At 33.3% G+C, this 19,289-nt stretch carries 18 protein-coding genes, 4 tRNA genes and 1 pseudogene; 5 read left to right on the top strand and 18 right to left on the bottom strand.

All coding sequences use genetic code 11. From position 1 onward, the window contains the following. Positions 1–118: 118 nt before the first annotated feature. The 5 genes from IR213_RS03175 (at position 119) to IR213_RS03155 (ending at position 1,153) form a co-directional block, all read left to right on the top strand. Positions 119–191: transfer RNA gene (locus tag IR213_RS03175), tRNA-Lys, on the top strand. Between the two features lie 37 nt (positions 192–228). Beyond that, positions 229–301: transfer RNA gene (locus tag IR213_RS03170), tRNA-Lys, on the top strand. Positions 302–343: 42 nt separating this feature from the next. After that, positions 344–416 (top strand) — tRNA-Lys (locus tag IR213_RS03165). A 49-nt stretch (positions 417–465) separates the two neighbouring features. Further along, positions 466–548 (top strand) — tRNA-Leu (locus tag IR213_RS03160). A 122-nt stretch (positions 549–670) separates the two neighbouring features. Beyond that, a complete protein-coding gene (locus IR213_RS03155) occupies positions 671–1,153 on the top strand; it encodes a hypothetical protein (RefSeq protein WP_194310860.1) in 483 nt (160 codons plus the stop codon). Positions 1,154–1,229: 76 nt separating this feature from the next. Here IR213_RS03155 and IR213_RS03150 read toward each other — a convergent pair whose 3' ends face one another. The 18 genes and pseudogenes from IR213_RS03150 to IR213_RS03060 all read right to left on the bottom strand — a co-directional run bounded on the left by IR213_RS03150 (position 1,230) and on the right by IR213_RS03060 (position 19,209). Then, entirely contained in the window at positions 1,230–1,940 is a 711-nt protein-coding gene (locus IR213_RS03150; protein WP_194310859.1) for a DUF4369 domain-containing protein, read from the bottom strand. Positions 1,941–2,154: 214 nt separating this feature from the next. Further along, on the bottom strand, positions 2,155–4,014 hold the full coding sequence (locus IR213_RS03145; RefSeq protein ID WP_194310858.1) for a M61 family metallopeptidase: 1,860 nt from the start codon (positions 4,012–4,014) through the stop codon (positions 2,155–2,157). 124 nt (positions 4,015–4,138) lie between these two features. Beyond that, entirely contained in the window at positions 4,139–4,417 is a 279-nt protein-coding gene (locus IR213_RS03140; protein WP_194310857.1) for a DUF2805 domain-containing protein, read from the bottom strand. A gap of 125 nt (positions 4,418–4,542) precedes the next feature. Continuing rightward, the gene (locus tag IR213_RS03135) at positions 4,543–5,370 is read right to left on the bottom strand and encodes a sterol desaturase family protein (protein ID WP_194310856.1); all 828 of its coding nucleotides are present in this window, start codon (positions 5,368–5,370) and stop codon (positions 4,543–4,545) included. A 47-nt stretch (positions 5,371–5,417) separates the two neighbouring features. After that, positions 5,418–5,531: pseudogene (locus IR213_RS16220) on the bottom strand (alpha-ketoglutarate-dependent dioxygenase AlkB); the annotation flags it as partial. A 271-nt stretch (positions 5,532–5,802) separates the two neighbouring features. Further along, positions 5,803–6,510, bottom strand: a complete 708-nt coding sequence (aqpZ, locus tag IR213_RS03125; RefSeq protein WP_194310855.1) for an aquaporin Z — start codon at positions 6,508–6,510, stop codon at positions 5,803–5,805. A gap of 485 nt (positions 6,511–6,995) precedes the next feature. Then, positions 6,996–7,646, bottom strand: a complete 651-nt coding sequence (locus IR213_RS03115; protein ID WP_194310853.1) for a cation transporter — start codon at positions 7,644–7,646, stop codon at positions 6,996–6,998. A 12-nt stretch (positions 7,647–7,658) separates the two neighbouring features. Further along, the gene (locus IR213_RS03110) at positions 7,659–8,063 is read right to left on the bottom strand and encodes a DUF2721 domain-containing protein (RefSeq protein ID WP_194310852.1); all 405 of its coding nucleotides are present in this window, start codon (positions 8,061–8,063) and stop codon (positions 7,659–7,661) included. Between the two features lie 252 nt (positions 8,064–8,315). Continuing rightward, on the bottom strand, positions 8,316–9,362 hold the full coding sequence (locus IR213_RS03105) for a YncE family protein (RefSeq protein WP_194310851.1): 1,047 nt from the start codon (positions 9,360–9,362) through the stop codon (positions 8,316–8,318). After that, entirely contained in the window at positions 9,359–11,044 is a 1,686-nt protein-coding gene (locus tag IR213_RS03100; RefSeq protein ID WP_194310850.1) for a GMC oxidoreductase, read from the bottom strand. The genes IR213_RS03105 and IR213_RS03100 overlap by 4 nt, the downstream gene beginning before the upstream one ends. 7 nt (positions 11,045–11,051) lie before the next feature. Then, entirely contained in the window at positions 11,052–11,624 is a 573-nt protein-coding gene (locus tag IR213_RS03095) for a gluconate 2-dehydrogenase subunit 3 family protein (protein WP_194310849.1), read from the bottom strand. 40 nt (positions 11,625–11,664) lie between these two features. Continuing rightward, complete coding sequence (locus IR213_RS03090; protein ID WP_194310848.1) at positions 11,665–12,855, bottom strand: glycosyltransferase family 2 protein; 1,191 nt, start codon at positions 12,853–12,855, stop codon at positions 11,665–11,667. Positions 12,856–12,905: 50 nt separating this feature from the next. Beyond that, entirely contained in the window at positions 12,906–13,916 is a 1,011-nt protein-coding gene (locus IR213_RS03085) for an acyltransferase family protein (RefSeq protein ID WP_194310847.1), read from the bottom strand. 33 nt (positions 13,917–13,949) lie between these two features. Beyond that, positions 13,950–14,564 (bottom strand): acyltransferase, encoded by a 615-nt coding sequence (locus tag IR213_RS03080; protein WP_194310846.1) that lies wholly within the window; start codon positions 14,562–14,564, stop codon positions 13,950–13,952. Next, positions 14,555–15,769: a glycosyltransferase gene (locus IR213_RS03075; protein WP_194310845.1), complete on the bottom strand. Its 1,215-nt coding sequence runs from the start codon at positions 15,767–15,769 to the stop codon at positions 14,555–14,557. The genes IR213_RS03080 and IR213_RS03075 overlap by 10 nt, the downstream gene beginning before the upstream one ends. Further along, positions 15,762–16,919, bottom strand: coding sequence for a glycosyltransferase family 4 protein (locus IR213_RS03070; RefSeq protein ID WP_194310844.1), 1,158 nt, complete (start codon positions 16,917–16,919; stop codon positions 15,762–15,764). Before IR213_RS03070 ends, IR213_RS03075 begins: the two co-directional genes overlap by 8 nt. Before the next feature lie 66 nt (positions 16,920–16,985). Then, positions 16,986–18,170, bottom strand: coding sequence for a glycosyltransferase (locus tag IR213_RS03065; protein WP_194310843.1), 1,185 nt, complete (start codon positions 18,168–18,170; stop codon positions 16,986–16,988). A gap of 118 nt (positions 18,171–18,288) precedes the next feature. After that, positions 18,289–19,209, bottom strand: a complete 921-nt coding sequence (locus IR213_RS03060; RefSeq protein ID WP_194310842.1) for a glycosyltransferase family 2 protein — start codon at positions 19,207–19,209, stop codon at positions 18,289–18,291. Positions 19,210–19,289: the final 80 nt, after the last annotated feature.

Here is a 19,289-nt window from a genome sequence, read left to right as displayed (position 1 = left end):
AACCTTATATACTAAGGCGTTAAGTAGTTTTGTTTAAAAAAGACAAATTTATAATAAAATAGCTTTGAAAAATTAAAAATAAGACCTTATATTTGCACCCGCATTCAAGAAACGAAATGACTCGATAGCTCAGTTGGTAGAGCACATCACTTTTAATGATGGGGTCCTGGGTTCGAGCCCCAGTCGGGTCACAAATTTGTGATTATAGCATACGTTTTTTGAATCATTGACTCGATAGCTCAGTTGGTAGAGCACATCACTTTTAATGATGGGGTCCTGGGTTCGAGCCCCAGTCGGGTCACAATATAATACGCATACATTAAAAGAATCTTGATAGTCTAAAGACTTGATAGCTCAGTTGGTAGAGCACATCACTCTTAATGTTGGGGTCCTGGGTTCGAGCCCCAGTCGAGTCACAAAAAATATAGAGACGTTCGCTGAGGCAGACGTCTCTATATTTTTTTAGGCCACGTGGAGAAACGGTAGACTTGCCAGCTTGAGGGGCTGGTGCTCGCAAGGGCGTGCGGGTTCAAATCCCGCCGTGGTCACATTTAAGTTTAAAATTAAATCCTAACTACTTATTTTGCAAGTAATTAGGGTTTTTTAATTTTAAATCTATATTGTTTTTGTATTTTCATTAAATTTGAAATCTAACTCAAATAAAATTGATATGAAAGAAATGCTTGTACCATCAGAAGAATCTACGATTGATGATTTTGAATTGAAGTTAAATGAATCTGCAAAAGGATTTCTGAAAGAAGCAGCAAAATGGGCTTATTTTTTATCCATTCTAGGTTACATAGGAATTAGCTTCATTGTTTTGGCTGCAATTTTTGCAGGAACACTGTTTTCATTTATGAGTAATATGAGTAGGGAAATGGGCAATATGATGTCTATGGGAGGTTCATTTATAACAGCTTTATATTTGATAATTGCCACACTTTATTTCTTTCCAATATATTATTTGAATAGGTTTGCTTCTAATTTAAGGTTTGCTTTTCGCAATAATGATTCGGAAAAACTAGCTAAATCATTCGGGTATTTGAAATCTCATTATAAGTTTATTGGAGTTTTGGCAGTAATTATGTTATGTTTCTATGCCTTAATTTTTGCAGGTGTGATTATTGCCGCTATTACGGTTGGTCTTAGATAAATATTCCTGTTAATAATAAAACCCGTCTTGTTGTTTGAAACAAGACGGGTTTTGAATTTATAGAGCTAAATTATGTTTATTTCTGGGCTTTAATTTTTGCCACATACTGGGTCAACTTTTTACCATAAAGTGATTGTGCCACTTTTGGTGACATTGATTTTTGAATGGTATCTAAATATTTGATATTGATATCATAAATATCTGTCAAGGCAATATACGGAGCCACTTCATATCCTCTATTATTGATGGCAAAATTAGTGGCAAACAAATATTTACGTTTGGTGTTGTTATCCTGTTTTGCATTTATACTATCTAAAGCTTTCGAGTTATTGCTTTTGATAGCATTGAATTTTTTTTCTATTAGATCAAGATTTTCATCTCTAAAACGAGTGTTTATTTTTAGATACTCTTCATATTTTTCTTGATTTTTTGAGCCAGTTATTTTTGCACTGGAAAGATAAGAATCCAGATTGGTATCAACATTCATTTTTCCGGGTTCGGCAAAAAATAGAATATTATTGTCCTTTGAATTCGTGACACCTCTGTCTAAAAATAAATACAGCATTTCGGATGATTTTAAGTCTACATCAGTTTCAAATTTTGAATTTCCATCAATGTTGATAGTGTCAATTGCAACAAGACTTGTATCAACCACTCTTTGTATGTATAAAGTTCCTTTTTTTAAACCTTTGATATTTCCGGTAAGATGTAGATTTGTTTTTGAGACTTCCTTATTACAAGAAGCTAAAATTAGAAGTGTAAAGAAGGCAAGAATGAATTTTTTCATTGTTTTTTTTGTTTTTTGCAAAATAAAGCAAATTGTTGGAAATAGTAACTATTGTGCTCTTGGAATTTCATATATGTATAAGTTATTTTTTAGCGGTCATATATGGTATTGCTTTTTTTGTGTTTGCTTGCGCAAACGACTTATTAATGGTGATTTCATAAAAAATCCCAATCTATTTGTAATAAATTGGGATTTTATGTATTAATGATTTTCTTTATCCTTTTAACCAAGTTTCTTTTAGTGCTGATTTTGTTTTGTCAGTTGCTTCAAGGCTTTCTATTTCTTCATATGGAAGTTTTACTATTCCTTTTATGGTTTGTTCTTTTCCATCACGTTTTATTTTTACGGAAATTGCGTCGTTTTCTTTCCATTTTGAACTGTCACCTATTAATTCATAGATATTATCAAGTGAATATGGTTTTTCATTGACAGCCATCAAAACATCGCCACCTTTAAGATTTAGGTTTGTAAAGAATTCGTTTAATTCAATATTTGGAACAACAATAATTTCCTTAGTTTGTTTATCAACGGAGATATATCTTGTTCTTCCTTTCGAAAATATACTGGCTGGTTTTTTTAAAGTTAAGTTTGTTAATCCAACTTTTGCCAAATAAGTGGCGTATGGAATAGGTGTTGGTCCTGAAACATAAGTCTTCAGGAAATCACCAACTTCCGGATAAGTCAATTCCGTGATTTTCGCAAAAAGTTCATCATCATTGAATGCTTTTGAAACCCCGTATTCATTTGATAATTTTTGCATTAAATCAAGAATTCCTCTTTTTCCATTACTTTTCTCTCGGATGATTATATCTATGCACATTCCAATCAATGTCCCTTTTTCATAAACATTTAAATACTGTTCTTTATATGGTGAAATCAACACATTGCGACTCATTGTTGTAAATGGCATTGTGTCATTCATTGTATTGGCTCTATGGATTTTTTCTGCTATTCGGGTATAAAATTCACTCTCGTCAATTAATCCTTGATTTATTTGAAAAAGATTGGCAAAATATTCCGTTACACCTTCATACATCCATAGATGCTCTGACATTTTTGGAGCGTTGTAATCAAAATTTTGAATTTCCTTAGAATGAACGGTTAAAGGGGTCAGAATATGAAAAAACTCATGCGAAACAATATCTTTTAACTCTTTGGTCAATGCTTCTGCAGGCATTATTTCAGGTAAAACAACAGTGGTTGCAGTAGGGTGTTCCAGTGCTCCAAAACCCTGAGCATCATTTTTCATTGTAGACAGATACAACAATACGCTGTATTTTTTGGTAGTATTTATCGAACCTAAAAAATGTTTTTGGGCTGTCATTACCTTTTTCATTTCAGGCGTAATATTTTCGGCAGTTATTTTTCCGTTGGGAGAATACACAGCAATTTGAATTTCCATATTATCAACGGCAAAAGTGGTGTAGTTCGGTTTTGAATACATAATTGGATTTTCAACCAATTCGGCATAACGCGAGGTTACAAACAGATCATTTGTGTCAGTTGAATCCTTATCAATCATTGACGTTGCGCCCCAAAGCCCTGCTGGATGCAAAACGGTTAATTGATACGGAACTGACATAAAATCCGTAAAATAACCAATAAAACAATGTGTGTTGAGCATTACATTTTTGCCAGCATCGATATTTGAACCACAAGGGGAAAATATATCTTCACTGCCAAAACCTTTGCCTTTTTCTGTATCGAAAGTGTCGTTTACCCAATAAGTGATTTTATCCAAGTTTTTTGCATTGGTGATAGTCCACGAATTCTCGTCTGTTTTTTTTACAGTCAATAGATTTCCTTTTTTATCAAAGGCTTTTAAATTATCAATATATCTTCCAAAATTATCTTCTGAATAGGTTCCTGGGACGGTCTTTGGAATATGATAAGTAATTTCATCTGTTTTAATTTTTGGAGTTTTTACAGTAACCAAAACTTTGTCGTCTTTGATGTCATTTAGATTAATGTTAATCTGAACTTCTTCTTTCACAGAAGTAGCAACAGTAGAACTTGTCGTTTTACAGCTCCATATAACTGAAGCGAATGCAAATGCAAAAATTATTTTTTTCATTTATTTTGATTGTTAGTTTGTCTATATGACTTTGAAAGGATAAAATTGTTACAACCCATAAAAGTGTTTATGGGCATAAAAAAGGATTAATAAAAAAAACTCCTGTGATTCAGGAGTTTGATTTTTAATCAAGTTTGTTTTTTATATAATATTTGCCGTCTAAATCTTCATCAAAATCATCAATTTTAGCAGGTTTAGGTTTAGGTTTACTTGCTAAAGCTTTCTTTTTCCACATTTCAAATTTTTCTGCGGGCATCTTTTTTTTCATGATCTCAAGAACCTCTTTTTCGGCTAAGCCAAATTCTTTTTTGATGATTTCAAAAGGGTTTTTTTCCTCTAAGGCAAACGTAACAAGTTTTTCTGTTTGTTCCCAATTTAATTCTGTGCGGTTACTCTTTTTCATTAGGTGAAAATTAATTCAATTATTTATAAGGGTTAATGATTAATAGATTTTTTTTTCAAATTATTGACCAATATTAATAAAAAAAATAATTACTTTTTATCTTAAACCAATTTTTTTTATGGTTTTTAGCTATTTTCTGCAGAACGTTGTTCTTGGAATGGTATTTTTAATAAATTATTCAATTGATTGTTCTCTTCGGGCTTTATATAAGTATCAATTCCGTAAATGACTTTATCTTTTGAAAGTGTCATAAATGTTCCAAATATCCGATCCCAAACCGAAAAAATATTTCCGTAATTACTATCAGTATATGGCAATGCGTAATGATGGTGTACTTTGTGCATATCCGGTGAAACGATAAAATAACTCAAAAAATCATCAAATTTTTTAGGTAACGCAATATTTGCATGAGTAAATTGTGTGGAAACAACGGATATTGTTTGATACATAAAAACGAGCCACATTGGTGCACCAACTATTAAAATGCCAAGAGTTGTAAACACAAAACGGATGACACTTTCTCCAGGATGATGTCTGTTTCCCGAAGTTGTATCGACCCAGGTATCAGTATGATGAATCAAGTGAAATCGCCAAAGGAATTTGACTTTATGTTCCATTAAATGAACCAAATAAGCTCCGATTAAATCTAACAAAAGCAAGCCAATCAAGGCGTAAAGCCATAAAGGCATTGTTGGTAGCCATTGTAAAACGCCAAAATTATTGGCAATAGTCCAATCTGAAGTTTTTAATAAAATAAAAGCCAAAGAAAAATTAATAAGGATGGTTGTAAAAGTCAAGAAAAAATTTATTCCTGCATGATGCCATTTTTTATAAGTAAACTTAAAAAGAGGAAAAGCATTTTCTATCAACCAAAAAATAGTTATTCCGCCTACTAGAATTAGACTTCTATGGGATGACGGAATAGCGGAAAAGTAAGAAACGATTTCATTCATAATTCAAATATTTGGTTTCAAATCTAATGATTTTTATTACAGCTTAATTATTCAATTATTCGGAATGTTAGATTTATTCTGGAACCGATTGGTTTTGACGTTTTCGGAATTTGGTGTTTCCAGAAATGCTGGGTTGTTCCTTTCATTAGTAATAAACTTCCAAATAAAGCTGTCAAACGTGGTTGTTGATGGATTTCTCCATAAACTTTTATCTCATCTTGTTTTGTTGCCAAGGAATATCTGTTGTTAATTGAGCAAAAATGGCATCCGCCTCTTTTTTGTCAAAAAAAATGACGATAATAAATGATTTCAGCATTAATATATTTAGAGTTGTCGGTTTTGATTGAAAAATTGAATTCATATTGCAAAAATAAAGAGAAAAGCGAAGATTTTAACTTTGCTTTTCTCTTAAAAAAAAGCATTATTTTGAATCTATGCTACAGCCTGATCTTGGAGTAGATTTTTATATATCAAACCAGCAACAATAGCACCCAATATTGGCGCAAGCCAGAATAACCAAACTTGAGATAATGGCTCGCCGCCTACAAATAATGCCTGAGACAAAGAACGGGCAGGATTTACAGAGGTATTAGTAATAGGAATACTGATTAAGTGGATTAATGTTAAAGCTAATCCAATGACAATCCCAGCAAATTTTCCGTTAGCAAATTTATCAGTTGCGCCAAGAATTACAAGAAGAAAAAATAGTGTCAACATAAATTCTGCTATAAAAGCCGATTGCATAGAATAACCATCAGGAGAAAACGCACCAAAACCATTGGAGGCAAAAGCACCAGCTTTAGTAGCATCAATTGCAAAACCGGCTTTTCCAGAAGCGATAGCGAATAATGTCCCAGCAGCTGCAAGAGCTCCAATACATTGTGCAATAATGTAAGGCACTAATTCTTTGGCAGAAAAACGGCCTCCTGCCCATAATCCGAAAGAAACTGCTGGATTAAAATGACCTCCAGAAATATGGCCCACTGCATAAGCCATTGTCAAAACTGTTAAGCCAAATGCAAGAGAAACCCCTACGAATCCAATTCCTAAATTAGGAATTCCGGCAGCAAAAATAGCACTGCCACAACCTCCAAACACCAACCAATACGTTCCAAAAAATTCTGCTGATAATTTTCTCATAATGTTAAATTTAGATTGTTAATTAAAACGAAATTAAGTTAAAAAATTATCTAAACAAAAATTATTTGTTAAATTATTAAGCAAAACACAGTTAATCATCTTTTTTAATCGTAGCCGATTAATATTAATTATCTCGATGATAATTGAAATCAGTTGCTTCGGTAGTGTTTTGTTAAGTAATAAATATTTACTCCTAATATGAAAGTATTGGTGATAATTATAGGCCATGATGTTACTAACAAAATGCCATAAACCACAAATAATATTGCGCCAATTGAATTTATTATTCGTAATGTATTAATATTTTTCATTAGAAATGAAATCATTAATACTAATGAAGCTAAGTAACCTACCCATTCTGTTAAAGAAATATCAGACATTTTTATTTTATTTAATGAGGTGTAAAAATAGGGTATAGTTATGAGTTGTATAGTACCGGTTTCAGTTTTTTAGAACAAAACTTTTAACTGATCCTTATTCAAATTTCAGTCATTTTCGCAAGAGCAATATTTGTTGTGTTTCGCTTTTTCGAAACATTCTTTACCTTCTTTAAATGCAAAATAAGCGAGTCCTAGTGTCCCAAAACTGTCAATATAAGCGAAGTTTGTCAGTTCATATATTCCGCTGCTTATAAGTAAAACGATAGACATATAAATGCAAACTTTTGTACATTCAGCATCAGCGAGGATGGCATCAGAATCTAATAGTTTTCCCACTTTTTTCTTCTCAATAATTAAAATCCACATTATTATGATGGAAGCAAGAGCAATTATGACTCCCCAAAAAGTGGTCTCAGGTTTGTTTCCTGTCAAAATGTTATAAATAGCAGATATTACCATTCCTATGACTAGTGCATAAAATGAAAAACCAGTAATTCGTAATGCAGTTTTTTCAAAACTGTCTCTATTACTATTAGGATTTGACTGAATGCGGAGCACCATATGAGCAATACCCAATCCGGAAATTACTTCTATAAAACTGTCTATTCCAAAACCAAATAATGCTAGACTTTCGTCTTCGTAACCAAAATAAGCAGCAACAAGTCCTTCTATGATGTTGTATATAATCGTGAAAAAAGCTAACCCAAAAGCCAACTTGTAAAGGTATTTTTTATCTGTAGAATTCTTTTTTTTCATTATTCTGATTCATTATTTCATTTCTTTTTTATCCATCAAATCGCTCAAATGCAAACGCAAGGCATTGATAGAGATACTGATTTCCCAAAACGATATTCCTAAAGAGATAAGCAACGTAAGTAAACTTAATCCAAAAAGATAAATACTGAATAATTGTTGTTCCAAAAATAGCAAAAGCATGGCGAAAACGGAGAAAAACAAACACAGAACACCATACAATTGCATATTTCGAATCAGTGTCAATCGCAGGTTTAGATTTTTTATTTCAAGTAAAATACTCTTATCTTCTTCTTTATCGTAAGTTTTTTTAAGTTCTCTCACAATAGAGGCAATCGTAAGAAATCGATTCGTGTAAGCCAATAAAATCAATGAAGTTGCGGAGAAAAGTAGCGCGGGAGTTTCTATGTGTAGGGTCATGCTGTTAAAATTTTTATTGTTATACATTCAAAGTTCGGCATTTTTTATTTCAAAAATGCAATTCTTATAAATGAAAAAACCTGCAAGTTTTCACTCGCGGGTTAGCTTATTCAATTAAATATGAATTTCTTATTGGATATGCAAATAAGAAGAGCAGATTAAGTTAGGCTACATTTTTGTAATTAATTTGATTGTTAAATTCTTCAATAGTTGCATAATTCAAAGCAGAATATCTTCATTTTAATGCTTATTCTATTTCACAAATGTCATTCCATCTGGAATTTTATCTGTACCAATATTACTTACTACGGTTAGCGTTCGCATGTCAATTACTTCAATTTTATTTGCGTTAGAATTGGCAATAAAAGCATAAAATCCATTGGGATGCATCAAAATACCAACCGGACGTGGCGTATGATAAAATATTTTTTCGACAAGATTGGCTTTTCCATGAAGCATTATTTTTTTAATTTGTTTTTTAGACTTTTGATCATAAACCGTTATAGTGCCGTCTTGAGCGTTCGTTACCAGACATTGTTTGCCATTAATTGTAAATTTTAAACGTAAAGATTGTTTTCCAGTTCTTAAAATATGTGTTGTTTTGTAGCTGTCGGTGCTAATAACTGAGACAGTATTGTCTTTACCATTCGTTACCCATAGTTCGGTTCCATCGGGTGTAATATCAATCCCTTCTGTGCCTTGGCCACAAGAAATTATTTTAATTACTTTTTCGAGTTCAAGGTCTATAACACTTACAGAGCCTGAATTTATGTTGCTTACATACGCCAAAGGTTTTGTAGGATCTAGCACTAAAAGATGGCTGACAACTTGTTGCGTAGGAATATTTTTTTCGATTATTCCTTTTTGTACATCAACCACCAATAAGTTATTGCCAATATCTGTTACAACTGCGACTTTATTGGATTTTGGAAAAGCAGCAATTCCGTGTGGCGCAATACTTCCCGCGAGCTCAATCTTTTTTTCTACTGTGTTGGTTTTTGCATTAATAACCGTTATGCTTTTTCCTAAAACTTCGAGCGTTCCATAATTTGTCACTACAACTTTACTTTTGTCGTTCAAAGTTGTTGTTTCGTGAGGTTCTTCGTCAATAGGAATTTCTGTGATTTCTTTGCCTTGATTCAAATCGAAAACAGTAATGCTGCTGCTACGTTTATTAACAATATATAGCTTTCCAGCGGTTTTAATAGTATAAGAAGGACGTTTAATTATATAGGAGGTTATTAGTAAAATGGTAAAGCAAACGATGCCAAAGAACAGTAATAATTTTATTTTTTTCATAATTTGTCTGATTTGAAAAGTTCAAGTGCATATTTGCATGCTCTAGCTGTAATGGCCATGTAAGTTAGTGAAGGATTTTGACAACCTGACGATGCCATAAAACTTCCATCAGTAATAAAAACATTTTTGACATCGTGCATTTGGTTGTTTTTATTTAAAACCGATGTTTTGGGATCGTGTCCCATTCTGGCAGTTCCCATTTCGTGTACTGCAGAACCTGGAGCAGGATACGTTCTATAACTTCCAACATTTTTAAACCCTGCTTTTGTAAGCATTTCCTCGCTGGCTTTGGTCATGTCTTCCAACATCGCCAGTTCATTTTCTCGGTATTTAAAGTCAACCTTGATTATTGGAAGTCCCCATTGATCTACATTTTCAGGATCTAATGTGATTTTATTGTCGTAATTGGGAAGCGATTCTCCTCGTCCGCCTAAAGTAATCTCCCATTTTCCTGGAGTTGCCAACGAAGCTTTCAAAGAAGCTCCAAAACCAACTGTATCTACTGATTGCCAGTTTTCTCTATCACCTTTTCCTTGAATACCATAACCTCTGACAAAGTCGGTTTTTTTAGTTTTAGTATCTAAATTTTGGAATCTTGGTATGTAAATTGTCCCTGGAGATCTGCCTTCATAATATTTATCTTGTAAACCGTCAAATGTTCCATAAGAACCTTCATTTACAACGTGATCCATTAGATTATGTCCAACTTGTAAACTAGAATTGCCCAATCCATTAGGAAAAGAAGGCGAAACAGAATTCAGTAAAATGGCGGCTGTCGCAATGGCTGAAGCATTCAAGAAAATTATTTTTGCATAATAACTAGTTTCAACTTTAGTTATGGCGTCAATGACCACAACACCAATTGCTTTTTTTTGCGTTTCATCGTAGATCACTTCTTTTACAATAGAATCTGCTCGAAGGGTTAAATTACCAGTTTCCTGAGCATCCAATAATGTTGATGAATTACTGCTAAAATAACCAGAAAACGGACAACCTCTGCTACATAAATTGCGATATTGACACGGACCTCTGCCGTTTTTGGCCTCGGTTAAATTAGCAACTCGACCATTTATAATAACCCGATCTGAATATGCTGCTTTTATTTTTTCTTGTAAATGTAATTCTACCGCGTTCATCGGAATTGGTGGCAAGAAAACACCATCGGGCAATTGTGGCAATGATTCTGCACGACCACTAATGCCTACATATTCTTCAACATAATCGTACCATTTGGCCAAATCATTGTATCGAATAGGCCAATCAACGCCGTGTCCATCTTTTTTATTGGCTTCAAAATCCAAATCCGAAAGACGATAGCATTGGCGTCCCCAAGTTAAGGAACGACCACCAACCTGGTAACCTCGTATCCATTTATAAGGATTAACTTGAGTATAAGGATGCTCTTTATCGTTAACATAAAAATGTTTGTTGGTGTCATCACAGTGACTGCTTTGAACAGGTCTTTCTTCTAATTCTTTTTCGGACAAATGCCCTCTATTTTTAAAATCCCAAGGACTTTTTAAAGCAGTTGTATAATCGATGATATGCTGCACATTGCGACCTCTTTCTAATAGCAAAGTTTTTAAACCTCCTTCGGTGAGCTCTTTGGCAGCCCAACCTCCGCTTATTCCTGAGCCAACCACTATAGCATCGAAGGTGTTTTTTGGTGTTTGATTTATCATAGTCTAATTATTTTGTTGCCCAGGATTTTTGATTTTTACTTAATTGCGTAATCGCATTGTATTTACCCGGTATGAGTTGGTAAACAAGGTGTTGTGTTGCGCCCATTTCGGAGGTGCAATAGCCTTCGATGGTCAGAGATTTTAAAATATCATAAAAAGAGCGTCCTTGTAACTTATTACTAATTTTAGATATTATTCCTGTGGAGCCCGAGTCGCTGTCTAAATCTTTAACAATTTCATTTTTTTGAACGGCAGTACAGTTTTCAAAATATTTGTTGTAATTGCTAACACAATTCTCCTGCAACTCGGTCAATCCATTTGTAAAATTATTGTATTCTTTCATGGAAGAACAGTCTTCCATATAACTAATGATGAATTCGTGTACCAATGCTTCTTTTGCACCCGGAGTTGTTGTTGGAGGGATGATGACGTTTGTTAATTCGGCAATTAGCGCCGCTTGCGCTTTTAATTTTCTTCTGTCTTTGTTCGATTGTCCAATGAAATATTTTACACCAATTACAGAAGCATAACCAAGTCCTGCTACTGCTAAAATTCCTTTGATGGCACTTCTTCTGTTCATCTTTAGTATTTTTTTATATTTAGATTAAGGGTGTTTTTATTTAGCTAGCTCGTTTTGATCGTTCCCAGTTTACCGATTGCGATTTTTTCATATAGCGGAAAAACCCTAAAACAACCGATAAATTCATAATGAAAAAGTAGTAAGGAACAAATAGCATTTTTATCCTAGTTTCTCTATTTTCCAAGAACCAACCGGTTAAAGCCGCAACATAGAAAAGCAATTGCAACCAGAATAAGGTGGCATAGAGTCCAAAACTAAAAACACCTTCATTAAATGCTAAAATAGACAGTAACGGAATTAAAATAACCAAACAAAGCGGCGTTAATGTCCAACGCAACACACGATGAGAAATGTATTGGAATGAAAGTGTACCATATTTAAAAATGTTGAGCAAAGAGCGCAACCGCACAATAGCTTGAATTCCACCTGCAGAAATTCGGATTTTTCGTTTTAATTCTTCTTTTACATTCGCAGAAGCCGTTTCAATAGCATAAGCTTCTGGATCGTATTGAATTGTATAGCCATCTTGTGCGACTCTTAATGAAATTATAAAATCATCCAGCAAAGTATCAGGCTCTACATGACGGTATAATTCGGTTCGAATGGCAAACAATTCGCCCGCTGCTCCTACAACGGAATATAGTTCAGCATCCCATTTTTTTAGAGTAGATTCGTATTTCCAATATAAACCTTCACCAGCACCAGAAGCAACATCAGTTTCTTTACTGATGATTCTTTTTTCGCCAGAAACACAACCTACTTTTGGCGAAGCAAATAGATTCACAATACGTCGTATGGATTCTTTACCAAGTCCCGTATTGGCATCACTAAAAATTACTATAGGCGTTTTAACAAATGCCATTCCGCGGTTCATAGCACCAATTTTTCCATTTCTTGCGTCTAGATGATGAACAGTTGTATTGGGATATTGGCGCAATAAATCTGGTGTGCCATCATCGGAACCATCGGTAACCCAAATGATATTTAATTTTTCTTTTGGATAATCTAGTTCTAATGAATTTTTCATCTTTGCCTCAACATAGTCTTTCTCATTATATGCGGCTATAAATAAGGTAACTTCTGGTTCATAATCTGGATTAAGAATTGGTTTTTGTCCAATTTTAAAAGCCCTACGGATTTTAATAATGAGGTACAATAAAATACCATAACCCACATAAGTGTATACGATTATAAAAAGTAGTATCCAAAAGGTAATTTGTAATATTTGCATAGCAGTTTAGTTTAGTAGGTTAGTATTATTTTTTAAGTCATATTTGGATATTAACTTTTTCCAAGAAATAGCATCCTTGTTATTTTAAATTTATCTAGAATTTTTTCTGCTACAATAGGTAATAATAAGCCAGCAGTTAAAGAAACTATAAAAATCAAAGCCGATGAATGGATGTCAAATCTCTTTAGAATAATTCTTCCGCCGGCAGTTCCAAAGGCGTGAAATAAATAAATGGAATAGGCAAATCCTCCAAACCAGATTAACCAGTTTGTTTTTAGATGAAATCGCAGTAGCATCATAGTTCCTAAAAGTCCGATAAGTAAGCCAACAATAGTATCTTTATGAACCGAATAATCGATGACTTTGAACCAAGATAATTGTTGGATGATAACACAAAGTACTAAAATTATAGGAATGGAATATTTCATAATTCGTCCTTGGAAAAAGGCTTTAAATCTATTTAATCCAACTCCTAAAACAAAACAAGGCAAGAGATAGATCGTACCTTTATAACTGAAATAATTAGGTTGTTCGGAAGGAATAATAGTATCTCTTAATAATAACATAAAAAAGGATATACAAAAAATAATAAGCCAATTATTTATGGTATTCATTTTATGAAAAGAATCGATAAAAGCGATGATAACGAAAACCAGAAAAAGTGAGTATAAATACCAAAACAAGGTGTAAGGGAATATCAATAATTTCCAAATATCTAATAGATTTCCTTTGTTATTGGTACCTGGTGTAAAATATTGTAGCAAAAAGTAACAGATTCCAACCACTAGCATTGGAACCAAGACTCGCAATACTTTTTTTTGTATAAAATCATTTATTTTTTCACGAACAACAGGTCTTAGTGTATAAACCCAGCCAGCAATGACAGTAAAAAGTGGCATTTGTATGGGGTCTATAAATGTGTAGTAGAAATAACGTAAAAAAGAATCATCGCTAACCTTCATACCACCATCTGAGGCCGATCCAATAACGTGACCTATAACTACCAAAATGATAACAGCACCTCTCAGCGTTTCTATAGTTGTATCTTTTTGTGCTTTCATGTAATTAAATTTTGATTCTTTTATAATTGCTTTCTAAACTTTTTCCCAAGTCTTCGTTTCAGGATTATACGTTTTTATAACTCTTGCTGGATTGCCCACAGCAACTGAAAACGGCGGAATATTTTTGGTAACAATGCATCCTGCAGCCACAATCGAATGTTTGCCAATAGTAACTCCGGCTACGACAACAACATTGGCTCCAATCCAGCAGTCATCTTCAACGATGATGGGAGAAGTATAAACTCCCTGCACATGAATGGGAAGGCTAACATCTTCGTAGTTATGATTTAAGCCAGATAGTGTTATATTTTGAGCTAGTCTAACATCATTCCCTATCGTTACTGGACCAATAATGGTATTGCTTAAACCAATTCTTGTTCTATCGCCAATAATAACATCGCCAACGCCATTGTTTATTGCCGAAAAATCTTCAATTGTAGAATCTATTCCTAATTCAAATTTATTCCAAGGCACAACATCCATTCTCGTTCTTGGTCTAACACGAGCACCTTTCCCTTTTTTATGAAAAAATGGATTCACAAACCATTTGACCCATAATCTTGGTCTGGCTTGTTTTGGAATCATAATAGACCAATGAACAAGTTTTTTTAATGATTCATTCGATTTTATTTTTTCTTTTAATCCCATTTTATTTTGTGTTTAGTGGCTGTTATAATTGCGTTGTAAATGGCTTTAACATTGTTCTCCCAAGTATGGCTTTTTGCAAAGTGAATTCTTTTTGACACTAGTTCTTCAGAATTTTCAGTTAAAGCTTTTTCGGTTAAAACAATATATTCTTCTTTTGTCGAACCAAGGTACACAAACTCTTTGAACATCTCCATACCTTTTGTTTTGGTTGCGATTACAGGTTTCCCCATCGCTAAATACTCGTCTATTTTTCGAGGATAATTCCCTACAGTTAAGTCGTTGATTAACTGTGGATTCATGGCTACATCAAACCCTTTTACATAAGCTGGCAATTCTGATTCATTTTTACTTCCTAAAAAATAAACATTAGGTAAATTATGCAAATTTGAATTTTTGAAATGTATGTCTTCTGGACCTACTAAAACAACACTCCAGTTTTGTCTTTGGTTAGCAATGTGTTCTATCAGATCAATATCTAGTCTAAGCGAAGTCAAAAAGCCAACATAGCCAATTACAGGTTTTGGAATGTCTTTGAATGCATCTGGGATTTTTATAGCATCATCTTCGTCACTAAAATGCGAAACATCGCATCCTTGACCGACCATAAAACTATTCGGATTGTGCTGCAAACCAAAGTCGGAGAAAAATTCAGAATTGGTGGTCAATACATCGGCTTTTTTGATAATTTCAGGTTCTAAACGCTCACCATGTTTTTGCCAATACGGTACTTTTACAAGATAATCGCGCATATAATAAACATACACTTTTGGCTCCAAAAACTCCCCTAAATGCTGTCCTAAAAACATTGAACTATCATTAAATAGTATAGCGTCTTTAAAATTTAATTGGGAAATCGCAGTTAGAATATCATTGGCAAACCGTCGTGAATTTCGTTTGTTTAAAATCTTAAAAAGGGAATGAGATGGAAGCCAATTAATAGATTCAATCGTATGCTTTGGATACAAATTCCACAAGTTTGGACTAATTTTGACTAAATCGGGTTCTAAACCTTCTTTGATTCGGATTCTTTTTTGAATACTTTCTTTGTGTTTGTCGTTGCGTTCCGTCGATTTCATCATCGGCGGATTTACATAAAGCACCCGATTGTTTTTGGCAAATTCTACGGCAATATTTTTGCAATTACTGCCTATTTCTATGTCCCAAGCCTGTATTCCTATTACAATAATGTCTTGACCCTTAATCATGATGTTGTGTATTTATTTCATTATACAATACAAGAACTTGCTCTGCCATATTTTTCCAAGAAAATAATTTATTTCGCTCAATTCCTTTTTTGCAAAGTGTGTCATAATAGCTTTTATCCCCAAGAATTTTGATAATGGCCTGCGTGATTTCTTCTGGATTGTAGGGATTGATAATGTGGGCAGCATCACCAGCAACTTCTGGCATCGAGGAAGTATTGGAGGTGATTACAGGAACACCACAACCCATCGCTTCAAGCATTGGAATACCAAAACTTTCCCTTAAAGAGGGGTATAGAAAAATGGTACACAAAGAATAAATGGCCGGCAAATCGGTATTGATTACATATCCTGTTAACACAATGTTTTTGATGAAGTCTTTGTCGCCAATTTCGATTAATAATTTCTCGAGTTCGTGTGTGTCATAATCCAGCATCACCAGCTTATAATCGGTTTTGCTTTGCTTTAAAAAATCTGAAAAAGCTTTTAAGGTGCCAATGGTGTTTTTTTTAGGATCTGTATTGCCAAGAAAAAAGAAAAACTGATCCGGTAGGTGATACTTTTCTTTAACTCTCTTCAATTCGGATGCATCAGTAATTGGTTTGAAATGCGTGCTAACACCATTATAAATTGCAGTAAGGCGTATGTCGTCTTTCATTCCAAAAAATTCCCCAATTCTATTTTTTTCAAAGTGGGAAACGGTAACTATTTTGTCGCTTTTCTTCACGACCCACGGCACAATTAATTTACGATAAGCATTGCCAAATTTTTGATAAGGTGTTGCACTTCCGGTCAATATTTTATAATAGCTACTCTCCATATATATGATGTCGTGCAGTATGGTAATCAATGGAATGTCAGTAAAAATGGGAGCTGTATTACTGGTGCAATGCAAAATCTCGCAACCGTATTTTTTGGCCGCCTTAGGCAATGCTATTTGTTCCCACATTGGATAAGAACCGCCATCAAGTTCAATAATTTTAAAATTTGGGGTTTCCTTTAAAACGGTATTGTCTTCATCGGGTTTTACGAAGATGAAATACTCATTTTCGGTATCAATAAGTTGTAGGTTTCTTATCAATTCCAAAGCCACCATATCCATGCCATGTTTTTTCTTGCGAAAAAGACGTTGACCTTCAATTCCTATTTTCATACTATTTTAGTTTTTGTGGAAAATTATACTTTGTACATAAAAATTGAAGCTAATCCAATATTTTTTTTAAATGGTAGTGCCATGTTTGGTATGAATAAATTTTTTGTTCGCTCCTTTTATTTTTAGTAAAGACAACAACATCATAAGCATTCCTTTTGGTAAACTCAGCAAAGCTTGAAGTGTTTTTAAATTGTAAAATGATTTTGGTATTGAAAAAAGGAATGACAAAACACAGGCTATTGCAATTATACCCCAACTGTAAGTAAATATGATATCATTGTCAAATAAATAATTGCTTACCACAAATAATCCTCCAAAAACAATGACGCCACCCAATAATAAAACTCTTGGTGGCTGAATAAATTGAATTGCTTTGTCAAAATAATCAATATTTCCTTTTAATAGAAGGTCTTTTAGCGCATTCAAAAAATCTTTTCTGAAGTAATGCAATTGTGCAGACAGCCAACGTCTTCTTTGATTTCCAAAAACGTCTGCTTTTTGTATTTTTTCATCATAAACTAAAGCATCGTCAAGGTAAATAATTCTGTGGCCAGCCTTTAGCATTTTCAATTCAATTTCTTTATCAAAACCACCTACTGCTGTAACTGTTGACATCAGCGATTTAAAATAATCATATTTAAAAGCCATTCCCGAACCAATTATAGCTGACGAAAGTCCCAAGGCTATGTGGCCTTTTCTAAAAATATGATTGTTTATTTCTTCACTAACTGCGTCTAGAATTGCCCAAGAATTATTTGTGTTTTTTGCTGTTCGATGCCCTTGTACAGCAATATAACCGTGTTCAAAAACGGCATTTATTTTCCCTAAAAAATCACGAGCCATTAAATTATCGGCATCTAAAATCACGGCAATCTCATAATTTTCGTTGAGGGAAGCCATCGCTTTATTCAACGCTTTGGATTTGGTACTTTTGTCAAAACTAACTTCAATCAGTTTTATGGGTAATGCTCTTAATTCTTGGAGCGTTTCTTCTAAAAAAGAATCTGCGATGATAATTACATCAAAAAGATTGGAGGGATAATCCTGTAATAATGCCGAATTGGCTACCTCAATAATGACTTCATCTTCTTTGTATCCCGGAATGAGCACTGCAATTTTTTTCAGTTTTCCTTTTGATATAAAAGTAGGTTGTTTGTAAAACAGACCTGCGATTGAAAACACAAAAATATACAACGTAGCCAATCCAAACAGGAGAAGAAAAACGGTTTCTATCAAATTAAATAATATCATAATACATCAATTAAATTTTTATTTTTTACTATTTCTAAAGGTCTAATAATTGGTTGAAATTAATATGGCAAACTTGTTAAATTTTGTGGTGATAACGGTTACTTTGAACAATAAATAATTAAAAGTCATCGTAAATAATTCCTTCATTATTGTAAATGTCATTTCCTTTAAAATGCCAAATTACCCCTCTTGTAAAAGCGCTTAGTAATGTAAATTCGCCTTTAAAAAATAATTCCAAAACTCCTTTTGGAAATGAAATAAATAAGAAGAATAAAACGCACGCGTAATGTTGAAATGCTTTTGTATTTCGCCTTGAATAAATTAATCGATTGCGCGTTAAATAATATGTTTTTAGTGGACTTGACTTACCCGTTGACATTGATTCTTTATGATAAACCACTGAACGACCACAAAACCATATTTCAAAACCGGCTTGTTTTACCCTTTCGCAAAAATCAATTTCTTCGTAATATAAAAAGAACAGTTCTGCCATTAAACCTATTTTATTCAATGCCTTTCTACTAATCATCATGGCTGCACCGTGTGCTAATTCCGTTTTGTATGAAGTATTATATTTTTCAGAATTTGTATTCAAATAACCAACTACAAAACCTCTTCCTGTATATACATTTATTCCATTATGACCTGCGTATTGAATGGTATTTGGTTTGCTGTAATATAGCAATTTAGATGATGCGATACCAATGTTTTCATTGGTTTCCATTAACTCAACAATTGGTTCCAAAAAATTTGGTGCAACCTCAGTATCATTATTTAAAAGAAAAAAATATTTACCTTTTGCTGCTCGCATTCCTAAATTATTACCTGCTGCAAAACCTACATTGGTTTTACTTTTAATTAATTTGATAAATGGGTATTTTATTTTAAGTTCATCGGGTAAAACCTTCGAAGCATTATCAACAACAAAAACTTCTATGTTTTTATATGAAATTTGCAACAATGAGTTTAAAAAATGATCTGTAATTTCTGTTCCATTATAATTAACTGTTATAATAGATACTAATGGAAGTTCTCTCATACTTAAGCTACTAATTTCGATTGTTCTAAATTTAATTTTTTCTTTGTTTCTAAATCAAAAAAACCTTAATCAAGTTTATC

It is taken from the genome of Flavobacterium soyangense (genome assembly GCF_015277675.1).
GTDB lineage: Bacteria > Bacteroidota > Bacteroidia > Flavobacteriales > Flavobacteriaceae > Flavobacterium > Flavobacterium soyangense.
This window is presented reverse-complemented; position numbering and strand designations above follow the sequence as displayed.

Excerpts from the sequence above, each read along its gene's own strand:
- IR213_RS03090 (WP_194310848.1), bottom strand. The coding sequence starts at position 12,855 with ATGCAAATATTACAAATTACCTTTTGGATACTACTTTTTATAATCGTA.
- IR213_RS03085 (WP_194310847.1), bottom strand. The coding sequence starts at position 13,916 with ATGAAAGCACAAAAAGATACAACTATAGAAACGCTGAGAGGTGCTGTT.
- IR213_RS03070 (WP_194310844.1), bottom strand. The coding sequence starts at position 16,919 with ATGAAAATAGGAATTGAAGGTCAACGTCTTTTTCGCAAGAAAAAACAT.
- IR213_RS03150 (WP_194310859.1), bottom strand. The coding sequence starts at position 1,940 with ATGAAAAAATTCATTCTTGCCTTCTTTACACTTCTAATTTTAGCTTCT.
- IR213_RS03075 (WP_194310845.1), bottom strand. The coding sequence starts at position 15,769 with ATGATTAAGGGTCAAGACATTATTGTAATAGGAATACAGGCTTGGGAC.
- IR213_RS03095 (WP_194310849.1), bottom strand. The coding sequence starts at position 11,624 with ATGAACAGAAGAAGTGCCATCAAAGGAATTTTAGCAGTAGCAGGACTT.
- IR213_RS03105 (WP_194310851.1), bottom strand. The coding sequence starts at position 9,362 with ATGAAAAAAATAAAATTATTACTGTTCTTTGGCATCGTTTGCTTTACC.
- IR213_RS03100 (WP_194310850.1), bottom strand. The coding sequence starts at position 11,044 with ATGATAAATCAAACACCAAAAAACACCTTCGATGCTATAGTGGTTGGC.
- IR213_RS03140 (WP_194310857.1), bottom strand. The coding sequence starts at position 4,417 with ATGAAAAAGAGTAACCGCACAGAATTAAATTGGGAACAAACAGAAAAA.
- IR213_RS03155 (WP_194310860.1), top strand. The coding sequence starts at position 671 with ATGAAAGAAATGCTTGTACCATCAGAAGAATCTACGATTGATGATTTT.
- IR213_RS03080 (WP_194310846.1), bottom strand. The coding sequence starts at position 14,564 with ATGGGATTAAAAGAAAAAATAAAATCGAATGAATCATTAAAAAAACTT.
- IR213_RS03065 (WP_194310843.1), bottom strand. The coding sequence starts at position 18,170 with ATGATATTATTTAATTTGATAGAAACCGTTTTTCTTCTCCTGTTTGGA.
- IR213_RS03060 (WP_194310842.1), bottom strand. The coding sequence starts at position 19,209 with ATGAGAGAACTTCCATTAGTATCTATTATAACAGTTAATTATAATGGA.
- IR213_RS03135 (WP_194310856.1), bottom strand. The coding sequence starts at position 5,370 with ATGAATGAAATCGTTTCTTACTTTTCCGCTATTCCGTCATCCCATAGA.
- IR213_RS03115 (WP_194310853.1), bottom strand. The coding sequence starts at position 7,646 with ATGAAAAAAAAGAATTCTACAGATAAAAAATACCTTTACAAGTTGGCT.
- IR213_RS03110 (WP_194310852.1), bottom strand. The coding sequence starts at position 8,063 with ATGACCCTACACATAGAAACTCCCGCGCTACTTTTCTCCGCAACTTCA.
- IR213_RS03145 (WP_194310858.1), bottom strand. The coding sequence starts at position 4,014 with ATGAAAAAAATAATTTTTGCATTTGCATTCGCTTCAGTTATATGGAGC.
- aqpZ (WP_194310855.1), bottom strand. The coding sequence starts at position 6,510 with ATGAGAAAATTATCAGCAGAATTTTTTGGAACGTATTGGTTGGTGTTT.